Origin of the sequence: Pseudoflavonifractor intestinihominis, from assembly GCF_040096055.1 — a bacterium.
Lineage (GTDB): Bacteria > Bacillota > Clostridia > Oscillospirales > Oscillospiraceae > Pseudoflavonifractor > Pseudoflavonifractor intestinihominis.
In genome coordinates, this window is sequence record NZ_JBBMFK010000008.1 from 1 (window position 1) to 11,988 (window position 11,988).

The following is an 11,988-nucleotide window of genomic DNA, read 5'->3' on the forward strand; positions in this document are numbered from 1 at the left end:
CCGCGCCCCCTGAGGGGCGCGGCGCTCCATACTTTACTTTAAAAGCCACTTGTTATCGCTGCGCCGGGCTCTCCACCGGGATGCCCCTGGACCGCAGCTCGGCCAGGAAGATCTCCCGTCCCTCAAAGAGGAATTCCAGATTGATCCGCTTTCCGTTCTTGAGGTAGAGGGCCATCCGGCGTCCGCCCAGCAGGTCCACCCGGGCGATGTCGCCGGTGGCGACCCGCTTGGCCGGTCCGTAGCCGTCGCAGCAGCGGAGGGTATCGTCGTCCTCCAGCCGGACGCAGGCCCGGGCGGGGCGCAGCAGGGAAACCACCGCCAGCACCGCCACCACCACGGCGCCGATGCGGCACAGAAGCCGCAGACTGTCGTCCCCCATCAGCTCCAGCCCGCTGCACACCCACAGCAGCACCGCCGCCACCAGGAACACCACCCCTGCCAGCCGGTAGGATGTGCTCAGGCTCCGATTCATCCGATATTCCATGCTTTTTCCTTCTTTCCTAGGAAAGGCCGCAGGTCCGGGCGGTATCTCCCCCAGCCCCGCATTTTTCCAGTAAGCGGCGGAGATCCCGCCCCTTCCGGGCTTGCTCCGCCGCGCCGTACGCATTATAATATAAATGAGGCGCCCGGCGCAACGGTCATTCTGGTGGAAACGCGGCGGGTTTTCTCCCCGGATTTTTGGCTGCCTGCCCGGCTGTCCGCTCCGGTAACGCTGCAAAGGAGGTTATTCCCATGCTCAAGCATATTGTCGTATGGAAGTTCAAGGACCAGGCCGAGGGCAAGTCCCGGGCCGAGAACTGCGCTCTGGTCCGGGACCGCCTGCTGGCCCTGGTGGGGGTCATCCCCGAGGTGAAGCACATGGAGGTGGGCATCGACATCGGCTCCATCCAGGGCAACTTCGACCTGGCCCTCATCGTGGAGACCGCCAACACCGACACCCTCTCCGTCTACGCCAACCACCCCGAGCATCTGAAGGTTGTGGACTACATCAAAAAGGTGATCGAGCAGCGGGTGGCTGTGGACTTCACTTTCTGAATATTCCAGCACGAAAAGCGCCCCGATTCTCCTTCGGGGCGCTTCTTTATTGCCATTTCCAGGGTCTTATTTTCCCGTCCCTCCCTGTACCCGCCCCTGCGCGTCACTCTTTTCGCCAGAATACTCCGGTTTTCGCCCTTTTATTTTGTGCATTTTTTACCATTTGGACAGTTGACACTTTTCTTCTGCGGTGGTATTATTCATTCATATTTATTCATCAAGTTGTGAGTATTCCGTATTTTTATTCTGTGTGCCCGCGATTTGAGAGAAGGAAAGGTGAAGCAAATGAAAAGCAGTACCCACACGCCCAAAAAGTGGCTGTCTCTGATTCTGGCGCTGGCCCTGTGCCTGTCGCTGGTCTCTCTGCCCGCCGCTGCCGCGGAGACGGACACCGCCGCCCCCGCCGCCAGCTTTGTCAACACCACGGAGGACGGCGGAGAGAACGCCATCTCCCTCACCGCCGAGCGGACCTTCAAGGTCATGCTCCCCGTCGACATGACCCTGGCTCAGGCCCAGGCCGCCGCCGCTGACGCGGTGTGGTCCCTGGTGCCCGACGAGACCAAGGACTACCTGGACGACACCCTGTTCCCCAACCAGACCGAGGGCGGCGCCCTGGACACCTGGATGTGCAAGGACGGGGAGACCCCCTTCTTCACCGACCTGGTCTCCTCCGCCGAGGAGGTTGACGGCCAGGTGTACGTGACCCTGACCTTTGCCAACACCTGCTACTTCCTGGACGACTTCAGCGTGCCTCACGTCAATGGCGGCTACTACATGGATGTGTGCGGTTACTTCAACCTGACCGCGCAGGCCGATGGCGAGACCCTGGGCGCCGTGGGCGTGAAGGTGGCCCCCTACGACCAGTTCCACACCATGAGCGAGATCTATGAGGAGATCGACGAGATGGTGGCCTTTGCCGCCGAGAACACCGACCTGTACGTGGAGAAGTTCTCCATGGGCATGAGCCAGGGCGACAACGGCATGGCCAGCCTGGATATGCCCTACCTCATCGTGGCCAAGGACAAGGCCGCGGTGGAGAAGTGGCAGGAGATCAAGGCGGAGGCCGAGAGCGACCCCACCGCCCTCATCGCCAAGATCGAGAACGGCACCCTGGGCGATTACCAGGTGCCCGTGATGTACTCCAACGTCCACGCCAATGAGGTGGCCGCCAGCGACGGCGTCACCGCCTTTGCCTGGATGCTCCTCAACGCCGCCGCCGGCGACGGCACCATCGACTACGACAAGCTCACCGGCTTCACCGCCGAGGGCGAGGCCGAGCTGGCCGCCCAGATGGGCCCCGAGGGCGAGGCCGGCTCCGTGGCCGTGCCCGACCTGGTGGCCGACACCGCCACCTACCTGGGCTACATCAAGGGCAAGAACGCCGACGGCACCACCGCCGACGTGTCCACCGTTGTGGACCTGGAGAAGTACTACACCATCGAGACCGAGACCGTCAATGTGGACGACCTCCTCAGCGACGTGTTCTTCATCCTGGTGCCCGAGGAGAACGTGGAGGGCCGTACCTATCTGACCCGTACCTCCTCCGGCGGCTTTGACCTGAACCGGGACAACTCCTTCCAGACCCAGGCCGAGACCCAGAACATGACCGCCCTCATCGCGGAGTGGAACCCCGTCAGCTTTGCCGAGTTCCACGGCCGTGTGGAGGCCTTCCAGTGCGAGCCCTGCGATCCCCCTCACGAGCCCAACTTTGAGTACGACCTGCTGGCCGAGCACCTGATGACCGGCGGCGAGGCCCTGGGCATTGCCGCCGTGGCCAACAACGACGGCCACAACAGCTATGTGACCCCCCAGCGCGACTACCTGAGCTACACCGGCGAGGTCAACGCCGACGGCAGCTACCAGACCCAGTGGTACGATCCCTGGGACGACATGTCCACCAGCTACACCCCCCAGTACGCCATGCTCCACGGCACCGTGGCCTACACCGTTGAGGTCCCCGCCTACGACGACTACATGGTCACCGCCCTGTCCTACGGCCAGCTGGGCCAGAGCGACTACATCGCCCAGAACAAGGAGAGCTACCTGCTCTGCCAGACCAAGATCTTTGAGCGCGGCGTGACCAACGCCAATTCCGACGCCTACGACCTGGTTGGCCAGTGGCTCTGCAACCAGTACGACGAGGAGGGCGCCGAGGCCGACCTGTTCCGTCCCGAGTACGACGGCGAGGGCCAGAACGGCAACTTCTACCCCGAGTGCTACATCATCCCCCTGGACGGCGCCAACCAGAGCAATCTCCAGGCCGCCGACGACATGCTCACCTACCTGGCGCGCAACGGCGTCACCGTCATGACCGCCGACAAGGCCTTCACCTACGACGGCGTGGAGTATCCCGCCGGCACCGCGGTGATCTCCATGTACCAGGCCAAGCGCAGCGTGGCCAACGGCGTGCTGTATGACGGCACCGTCATCACCGAGTGGCCCGTCCTCTACTCCGAGGGCATCACCGCTTTCAACTACACCCGCGGCTTTGACATGGTCACCTGTGCCGAGCCCGCTGCCTACGAGACCATCGCCGCCGCCTGCTCCGTGACCGACGACTGGGATGTGTCCTCCTCCTTCACCGGCGTCACCGGCGAGAAGGTCATCCTGTCCAACGCCTCCGAGGACTCCACCTCCGCCGTCAACGATCTGCTCCGGGCGGGCAAGACCGTGGCCATGATCCTCACCGGCGAGGACAAGGGCTCCTTCCTGTGCGACTACGCCGACTGGCAGTCCGTCTCCCAGACCTACCTGCTCACCGGCAAGGGCGTCACCGCCGCCGAGGCTCCCCTGTCCCTGACCATCACCAAGGCCCCTGTGATCTACATCTCCGGCAAGCCCGCCGACAACAGCACCGGCTTTGTCAAGAGCACCCTGGTCAGCGGCGCCGCCCAGTACAACTACGACCGCCAGTCCATGGAGCTGCTGGGCTTCACCGTCACCGACAACGCCGCTGAGGCCGACCTGATCATCGGCGCCGCCGCTCTGGACGACCAGGCCCTGGCCGCCGTCAAGTCCGGCACCCCCTACATCGGCTACGGCTCCAACGCCATGCGCTCCGCCGTGACCCTCTTCGCCGACGGCTCCCTGGTCCGGGAGACCGTGGACCGCTCCGCCATGGACGCTCTGGCCTATGTGACCTATCCCACCGACAGCCTGGTGACCGCCAGCTATGTGGCCGAGGGTGACGACGTGCTCTACGGCTACGGCGCCGGCTACTTCTCCTCCATCCCCGAGGGCGCCCAGGTACTGGTGCAGCTGGACGGCTCCAAGGAGCTGCTGGAGGGCTTCCTGCCCAGCACCGGCGACCACTATGCCGACTTCCTGGACGACTCCATCCAGGCCATTGAGTACCACGGCAACGGCCTGAACCTGGTCCTCTTCGCCAACACCCTGACCAACAAGGTCCACCAGCGGGACGAGTTCAACTTCATCAGCAACACCGCCTTCTCCAGCCTGCTGGGCGACATCTGCACCGGCAGCGCTGACAGCGGCGACAACGCCAAGGCCCTGGCCGCCGCCAAGTACACCGACGTGAACACCGGCGACTGGTTCTCCGAGGCCGTGGGCAGCGCCACCGCCCAGGACCTGCTCCAGGGCAACGGCAAGGGTGCCTTCCTCCCCCTGAGCACCACTGACCGCAGCGCGCTGGCCATGGTCCTGTACCGGCTGGCCGGCTCCCCCGAGGCTACCTCCGCCGGCTTCACCGACGTGGCAGACGGCGTCTGGTACGCCGACGCGGTCAACTGGGCCGCCTCTGCCGGCGTGGTCCAGGGCAGCAACGGCTCCTTCTACCCCACCGCCGCTCTCACCCGTGAGCAGGCCGTGGTCATGCTGTACAACTACGCCGCCTCTCTGGGGCTGGACGTGACCGGTAAGGCTGACCTGAGCGCCTACACCGACGCGGCTGCCGTCTCCGGCTACGCCGCCGACGCCATGGCCTGGGCCGTGGAGACCGGCCTGGTCAACGGCACCGGCAAGGGCGACACCCTCTCCCCCAAGGCCACTGCCACCCGGGCTGAGCTGGCCGCCCTGGTCCTCCGGGCCGCCTCCCTCTTCGCCTCCGCCGAGGCCTGAACCCCATAACAAAAACCGCGCCTGTCCAGTGACAGGCGCGGTTTTTTATGGTTTTATGGCTGGCGGGTCAGTCCTTCTCCCCTTCGGCCCGGGCTTCCTCCCTGGCGCGGACGACCGCCTCCCGGCGGGCCAGATTCTCCGCCAGGCTCTTGTCCGGCCGCTCATTCATTTTCTCGCTCTCCAGAATCAGCCAGACCCGCAGCTCCTCAATCCCATCGTCGGTCATGGGGAACTCCTCTATCCCCTCAATGGCCGAAAACTCCCGGCTCCAGGGACCCTCCCAGGTCTCGGCGACCAGGATCTGTTCCTCCTGGCCGTCCTCACCGGTCACAGTGGCGGGGGTCACCTGATAGCGCAGCTTGCCGTCGCTGGAGATCCAGATATTTTCATTCTGAAAGTGAGACAGCACCGGCAGAAACATCCCTTCCATCCCGCTCTCCTCCTTACGGCCCATCGGCGGCCGCCCATTTTGATAGCAGACCTTATTATAACATCCCGCCTGTCCCTCGACAAGGGCGGGAAGTCGTGATATGATCATCCCACCGGATACACTCCGGTTTGTTCCTTCCGCTTTGATCTCCCGAAAGGATGTGTGCCCATGCGTTACGCAGTTTTGTATTCCAGCGGTACCGGCAACACCGAGCAGGTGGCCCGTGCCGTCTACGCCGCGCTCCCCGCCGGCCAGGCCCGGCTGGAGGCCGTGGGGCCGGACACCGCCGTCCCCCAGGAGGAGGTGCTGTTCCTGGGCTTCTGGACGGACAAGGGGGTCTGTCCCCCGGACATGCAGAAGCTGATGGCCCAATTGGCGGGCAAGCAGGTGGCCCTCTTTGGCACCGCCGGCTTCGGCGGCAGCGAGGCCTATTTTGAGGCCATTCTTCAGCGGACCCGGGCGCTGCTTCCCGCCGGAAACACGGTGCTGGGGGGCTGGATGTGCCAGGGGAAGATGCCCGCCGCCGTCCGGACCCGGTATGAGGCCATGGCCGCCCAGAACCCGGGCGACTCCAAGGCGGCCAGCTTTCTGGCCAACTTCGACCGCGCCCTCCCCCACCCCGACCAGGCCGACCTGGCTTCCGCGGCTGCCTTTGCCGGCGAGATGGCCGCCAAGGCCCAGGGCTGAGCCCTCTCTCCTCCGCGCTCCGGACTGGCCGTCCGGAGCGCGCTTTTTTCTTTTTTGTCCGCCCATCAAAATTTCTCTGCGCTGTATAGAACCGGGCACAATTCCATATCCTCTGTGTTAGAAATCAACCACGGAGGAACTGCCATATGAACCACAGAAAAAAGCTCCTTGCGGCGGCCCTGGCCGCCCTTCTGGCGCTTCCCGTCCCCGGGGCCCGGGCGGCGTCCGGCGCGCCTACCGTCAGCTGCGGCGCGGCGGTGCTGATGGAAAAGGAGACCGGCACCATTCTCTACGAACAGAATTCCCACGACAAGCTGGAGCCCGCCAGCGTCACCAAGATCATGACCCTGCTGCTGGTGATGGAGGCCATTGACAGCGGCCGCATCTCCCTGGACCAGACGGTGACCATGTCGGCCCATGCGGTGTCCATGGGCGGCAGCCAGATCTGGCTGAAGGAAGGGGAGCAGATGACGGTCCACGACCTGCTGAAGGCGGTGGCCGTGGTGTCCGCCAACGACGGCGCCGTGGCCCTGGCCGAGCTGGTGGCGGGCAGTGAGGAGGGGTTTGTGGCCCTGATGAACCAGCGGGCGGCGGAGTTGGGTATGGCGGACACCACCTTTGTCAACTGCACCGGCCTGCCTGCCGCCGGGCACCTGACCTCTGCCTATGACATCGCCCTCATGAGCCGGGAACTGATCCTCAACCATTCCTCCATCCGGGAGTACACCACCATCTGGATGGACACCCTGCGGGACGGCGCCTTTCAGCTCACCAACACCAACAAGCTGATCCGCTTCTATGACGGCGCCACCGGCCTGAAGACCGGCTCCACCGACTCCGCCCTCTACTGCCTCTCGGCCACGGCGGAGCGGGGCGGTATGGAGCTCATCGCGGTGGTGCTCAAGTCCCCCACCTCCCAGGAGCGGTTTGACACCGCCCGGGCCCTGCTGGACTACGGCTTTGCCAACTACACCCTGATGGACGTCTACCCCGACCAGGCTCTGCCCCCCATCGACGTGCTCCTGGGCGAGGAGGACTGCGTCCAGCCGGTGCTGTCGGCGTCCAGCCGCATTCTGGTGGACAAGGCCCAGCTCAACAGCGTGAGCTCCCAGATCAACCTGTGCGAAAACGTGGAAGCCCCGGTGGAGGCCGGCCAGAAACTGGGCGAGATGGTGGTGACCGTGGACGGCCAGGTCCTCCAGACCATCCCCATCGTGGCGGAGCGGGCGGTGGCGCGGCTCACAGTGCCCGGCATCTTCCTGCGCTTCCTGGACCGGCTGTTTATGGCCGGGTAAAACATCCTCATGCTGCTGTTTTCCGTCCGCGCCGGGCAAAAGCCCGGCGCGGATCTCTTTTTTCGCAAAAAACCTTGACATATTCCCATTGATGTGGTAGTCTTTTCCCAACGGATGGTTAGCTTAAGCTAACGAAAGATCCGCTGTGCAGACATTCTGTTTCCCCCATCTCATGCCGGAGCGGTGCGGTCCCTCTCCCGCCCTTTTCCGGCGCCCCTCCTTTGGCCTGTGATTCAGCGCACAGCCTTCTCTGATTATGCGGAAGCGCCCGGACCTCCCGGTCCGGCCGCTTCCGTGTTTTTTGTCTCCCGCCGCCGGAGCGAGCGCCCGGTCCTCCCGGGCGCCCTGAACGCGCTCCCTCATGCGCCCGCCTGCTTCCGCCGACATGCCGCCCCTGTTCCGCTCATATATAGATACCACAAGAAACTGTAGGAGGTATTGTAATGAAGCTGTTTCTGGTCCGGCGCAAAATACTGGCCGCCTTTGCCTGCGTGCTGGCGGCGGCCGCCATGTTCTATGTGGTCAACCATCCCGCCGTGGTGGGCGCATCCGCCACCACCCGCCAGCTGCCCATCTACTGCGTACAGCGGGATCAGAAGATGATCTCCATCTCTTTCGACGCGGCCTGGGCTGATGTGAGATAGCGGCGCGGCGGTTTCAAGGGGGGAGGACTCCCGGCTGGTTCTGTCCGCTCTGCCCGCAGCTGAGCACCATTTCCGCCCGCAGACGGCCAGGTCATTCTCTCAGCGGCAGAGGCCGGTATGAACCACCTTGCATTCCCCTGTTTTTTAATGTAAAATAATTTTTAAAGCGTAGACATCTATTGTTGAATCTGTATGTCACAGAAGTTGAAATTTCGGCTTTTGTTTTCTATGTCCACACCACAAAGTCGGCTGTACCGGGAATCTTACGGCAATTACGGAGGCCCCCATGGAAGAAGATCTGCTGCTTAAAATCGCACACATGTATTACGGTCTTGGGATGACACAGGAAAAAATTGCAAAGCAGCTTTTCTTCTCCCGCTCCCGGATCTCCCACCTGCTGACCGAGGCCGAGGAAAAAGGCTATGTGCGATTTGAAGTCCGGCCCATGGTCTACCAGCCTATCAATCTGAAAAATTACTTCTTTCAGCACTTCAACCTGCACGACGCCATCATTGTAGAGGGTCGTTACTGCGTTGGGAATGAGATTTTTTCCGAGATATGCAGGAGTGCGGCGGATTATCTGGCCACACAGCTCACCAATGACACCGTGCTCAACGTATCCCGCGGGCGGACCATGTACAGCATCGTACAGAACCTCTCCCCTCACCGTCCCCTTCCAGGGATGAAGGTGGTGCAGACAGAGGGCCTACTGGGGATGGAAGATCCCTATCTGGAGCAGACGGATTTTGTCCGCAGAATCGGCGACGCCTTCCACTGTGAGTACTACTGCATGATGCTGCCCTATATCTTCGACAGTCCCCAACTGCGGGACGCTGTGCTGAATCTCCCCATCAATTACCCGGCGGTGGAGATGGCAGAACAGATCACGGTGATCTGTTCCAGCCTACTCACACTGGAACAGTGGAAGCGCTGGCTCAGCGAGGACGAATACAAGATGCTGGGCGATCTGGGCATTGTGGGCAGCATTCAGGGCAACTTCTATAACCAGATGGGGGAGTTTATCGACACACCTCTGAACAGCCGTTTCATTGCTCCTCCGCGAAAGATATTGGAGCAGGCGAAGCAGTTGATCTGTGTCTCCACAGGTCTTTACAAAGCCCAGGCGCTGCTCGGCCTGCTGCGCACCGGCCTGGTACATACCTTGATCACTGACTCCATGCTGGCGGAACGGGTAAAAAAGCTGGAACAGAGATAACGCCGCCCCGCAGGGCAGGAGGATACCATGGAAGATGAACGCCTTCTCTATAATATTGCGGTCAGCTACTATGTGAACAAGATGACGCAGCAGGAAATTGCGGACGCAAACAATATATCCCGTACCAAGGTCTTTCGGCTCATCACAGAGGCGCAGGAGCGGGGCATCATTGAGGTAATCGTCAACTACCCGGAGTCCTGGCACGTAGAGGCGGAGGGAAAGTTGCGGGACCACTTCCAAAACAGCAATATTTTTGTCATAAACTGCAAAGGCAAGAGCCTGACCGACGCATATGACAGCACTTGTGAGGCCGCTGCCGACTATATTGACGGGATCATCTCCAACAAAGCGGTTTTCAGCGTCTCCCGCGGGAAGACCATGTACAAGCTCGTGCAGCATCTCAGGCCCCGCCAGTCCTATCCCGGCATGGTGATGCGTCAGCTCTCCGGTCTGCTGGAACAGCGTGAGCCCCGGTTTGAAGAGATGACCCTGATTAGAAAGCTGGCCGATCTCTACAGCTGCAGAGCGCAGTGTTTTGCCCTGCCCTGCATCCTGGAGACCAGCGAACTGAGGAATCAGTTGGTGGAGAGCGGGACTGTGCGGGATATCTTTCAGGCCCAGCAGGGCGTGAGCATTCACTGCAGCAGCGTCTCCACCCTGGAGCCCTGGGCCTATCATCTGGACCCTCTGGAGTACCAGCGGCTGGAGGCCAGCGGCGCTGTGGGCTGTATGGGCGGGCTTTTTCTCGGCCAAAATGGTCAGGTGGTGGATACCCCGCTCTACAGCAGAATGATCTCTCCCAGCGAAAAAACGCTGCGTGAAATTAAAACCAGAATCTGCATTGCCAGCGGCGGCTATAAGGCCCTCCCTCTGTTGGCGCTGCTGAAGAGCGGCCTTGCCAACGTCTACTTTATGGACTCCAATCTGGCCATCAAGGTGCTGAATCTGCTGGAACTGGAACAGATGACATAACGACAGCGCGGGGCTTCAAAGCTGTAGCTTTGAAGCCCCGCGCCGCTGTATTCTCCTATAAAAGGCGCTCATACGAAAAACGCCGGCAGATAAAATCGGGCTTTTCTTTTCCAATCAATGGCTTGCGTTGGTCTCTTCCGTGTCCAGCATGCGCCGCTTATACTCTTCCCAGTCGGTAGCGGCCAGCCAGTAGGCCTCCTTGTCCTTACAGCAGTAGTACTGGATCTGGGGCAGCGCGATCATTACCACGCACCAGATCACCAGTCCCGCAATGCCCAGGTACTTGATTCCCAGGCCCACGGTGGACATCATGATGGACTGGTCGAAGGGAGCGGCCACGCCCTGGACCGTCTGCGCCAGACCGTAGACCCAGGCACACAGTCCGCCGAACACCACATCCACCACACCGGTCAGACTGGCGCCGAAAATCAGGCCCTTGATGCCGCCTCTGTGGTGGCCGAACATACCGGCGGAGGCGTTGTCGAACATCATCTGGGTGAAGCCCATCATCACGATCACGGGGGCGTTGAGGACCACGCCCAGGATGGTCATGATAATCATCACGATGGTGCCCCACAGGAAGCCGGCCGTAATGATGTTGGGGTTGCCGCAGTAGCCATAGAAGGCCGCCACGTCGATGCCAGGCAGGATGCCCTTCAGGACGCCCTGAGTCAGACCGCTGAAGGCGTCGGTGATCTCAGCCACGAACATCCGCAGGCCGGAGAACAGGATGACCAGGTACAGGGGGAACTTTGCAGCAGTGCCGAAGATGTACATCAGGAAGCTGCTCCCCGCGCTCAGGCTGCTGTCGATCTCCATCATGGCTTCCTTGCCGATGATGGCCATGATGATGCCGAAGAAGATGAACATCACCAGGAAGCAGGACACGTACACGTCGTCAAAGATGCGCAGCCAGCCGGGCAGCCGCAGGTCGTCCAGGCGCTTGGGCTTCTTGCCGGTCTTCTTGATGCTGTTCTTTTCTATCTTTTTGCCGACCTCCCATGCGATCCGGTCGGCAAACATCTGTGCATGGCCTACCACCATGCCAACTCCGTCTGTGAGATCCTGTGCCGGTTCCACCGAGAAATTGGTGGGTACGATGAGGCGCAGCGCCATGATAACGCCGCAGACCACGATCAGTGTGATGTTGTTGGCATCCGGCATGATGAGATAGATGATCAGGAGGATGCCGAGAGAGGTGTTGGTCAGCAGATGGCCCTGAATGGGGAAGGAGCGGATCTTTGTGACCCGGCGCAGCAGCACAAAGACGATCATGATCGCCAGTGCCACCACCAGGATGGGGCCCTGAAGGCCGTCGTTGCCGCCCGCATCGGCAAACGCCTGTTTCTGGGCGGACAGGCCGTAATACGAGTCGTTTACCGTAAGGGTAACGCCGAAAAGGGCTCTCAGTCCATTGAGGATCGGGCGGAAGGTTGTACTGAAACCGCTTGTGGCCACATTGAATACCAGGTATCCGATATAGCCCTTGACACCGGAGCAGACGCTGTCCAGCACGGCTTTCCGTGCGCACAGCTGTCCGATCATGATCAACAGGCCCATAAACAGGGCCGCCGAGGAGAAGATGTTGGTCCAAATCCAGTCAACGATGCTCAGGAAGATCTCCACACTATT

10 protein-coding genes are annotated in these 11,988 nt (G+C 61.5%); 7 read left to right on the top strand and 3 right to left on the bottom strand.

Annotation, left to right across the window (positions count from 1 at the left end; translation table 11 throughout):
- Window positions 1–52: 52 nt before the first annotated feature.
- Window positions 53–484: a hypothetical protein gene (locus WMO64_RS06205; protein ID WP_349231386.1), complete on the bottom strand. Its 432-nt coding sequence runs from the start codon at window positions 482–484 to the stop codon at window positions 53–55.
- A 248-nt stretch (window positions 485–732) separates the two neighbouring features.
- On the opposite strand from WMO64_RS06205, the gene WMO64_RS06210 reads away from it, so the two are divergent.
- On the top strand, window positions 733–1,035 hold the full coding sequence (locus WMO64_RS06210; RefSeq protein WP_294517996.1) for a Dabb family protein: 303 nt from the start codon (window positions 733–735) through the stop codon (window positions 1,033–1,035).
- A 285-nt stretch (window positions 1,036–1,320) separates the two neighbouring features.
- Window positions 1,321–5,112 (top strand): M14 family metallopeptidase, encoded by a 3,792-nt coding sequence (locus tag WMO64_RS06215; protein WP_349231387.1) that lies wholly within the window; start codon window positions 1,321–1,323, stop codon window positions 5,110–5,112.
- A 67-nt stretch (window positions 5,113–5,179) separates the two neighbouring features.
- Here the strand turns inward: WMO64_RS06215 and WMO64_RS06220 are convergent, their stop codons facing one another.
- On the bottom strand, window positions 5,180–5,542 hold the full coding sequence (locus WMO64_RS06220; RefSeq protein ID WP_294518001.1) for a hypothetical protein: 363 nt from the start codon (window positions 5,540–5,542) through the stop codon (window positions 5,180–5,182).
- 168 nt (window positions 5,543–5,710) lie between these two features.
- Between WMO64_RS06220 and bilS the strand changes: the two genes are divergently transcribed.
- From bilS to WMO64_RS06245, 5 genes are all read left to right on the top strand, one after another.
- On the top strand, window positions 5,711–6,229 hold the full coding sequence (gene bilS, locus WMO64_RS06225; RefSeq protein WP_349231388.1) for a flavodoxin family protein BilS: 519 nt from the start codon (window positions 5,711–5,713) through the stop codon (window positions 6,227–6,229).
- Between the two features lie 146 nt (window positions 6,230–6,375).
- A complete protein-coding gene (locus WMO64_RS06230) occupies window positions 6,376–7,524 on the top strand; it encodes a D-alanyl-D-alanine carboxypeptidase family protein (protein WP_349231389.1) in 1,149 nt (382 codons plus the stop codon).
- Between the two features lie 443 nt (window positions 7,525–7,967).
- Window positions 7,968–8,168 (top strand): hypothetical protein, encoded by a 201-nt coding sequence (locus WMO64_RS06235; protein WP_294518007.1) that lies wholly within the window; start codon window positions 7,968–7,970, stop codon window positions 8,166–8,168.
- Between the two features lie 286 nt (window positions 8,169–8,454).
- Window positions 8,455–9,384 carry a sugar-binding transcriptional regulator gene (locus WMO64_RS06240; protein WP_294518009.1) on the top strand — a complete coding sequence of 310 codons (930 nt, stop codon included), beginning with the start codon at window positions 8,455–8,457 and terminating at the stop codon, window positions 9,382–9,384.
- A 27-nt stretch (window positions 9,385–9,411) separates the two neighbouring features.
- Entirely contained in the window at window positions 9,412–10,356 is a 945-nt protein-coding gene (locus tag WMO64_RS06245) for a sugar-binding domain-containing protein (protein WP_349231390.1), read from the top strand.
- A 114-nt stretch (window positions 10,357–10,470) separates the two neighbouring features.
- Here the strand turns inward: WMO64_RS06245 and WMO64_RS06250 are convergent, their stop codons facing one another.
- Window positions 10,471–11,982 (bottom strand): PTS transporter subunit IIC, encoded by a 1,512-nt coding sequence (locus WMO64_RS06250; RefSeq protein WP_349231391.1) that lies wholly within the window; start codon window positions 11,980–11,982, stop codon window positions 10,471–10,473.
- Window positions 11,983–11,988: the final 6 nt, after the last annotated feature.

Bases quoted from the DNA above. Each gene is read 5' to 3' on its own strand.
- WMO64_RS06205 (WP_349231386.1), bottom strand. From the start codon at position 484: ATGGAATATCGGATGAATCGGAGCCTGAGCACATCCTACCGGCTGGCA.
- WMO64_RS06210 (WP_294517996.1), top strand. From the start codon at position 733: ATGCTCAAGCATATTGTCGTATGGAAGTTCAAGGACCAGGCCGAGGGC.
- WMO64_RS06215 (WP_349231387.1), top strand. From the start codon at position 1,321: ATGAAAAGCAGTACCCACACGCCCAAAAAGTGGCTGTCTCTGATTCTG.
- WMO64_RS06220 (WP_294518001.1), bottom strand. From the start codon at position 5,542: ATGGAAGGGATGTTTCTGCCGGTGCTGTCTCACTTTCAGAATGAAAAT.
- bilS (WP_349231388.1), top strand. From the start codon at position 5,711: ATGCGTTACGCAGTTTTGTATTCCAGCGGTACCGGCAACACCGAGCAG.
- WMO64_RS06230 (WP_349231389.1), top strand. From the start codon at position 6,376: ATGAACCACAGAAAAAAGCTCCTTGCGGCGGCCCTGGCCGCCCTTCTG.
- WMO64_RS06235 (WP_294518007.1), top strand. From the start codon at position 7,968: ATGAAGCTGTTTCTGGTCCGGCGCAAAATACTGGCCGCCTTTGCCTGC.
- WMO64_RS06240 (WP_294518009.1), top strand. From the start codon at position 8,455: ATGGAAGAAGATCTGCTGCTTAAAATCGCACACATGTATTACGGTCTT.
- WMO64_RS06245 (WP_349231390.1), top strand. From the start codon at position 9,412: ATGGAAGATGAACGCCTTCTCTATAATATTGCGGTCAGCTACTATGTG.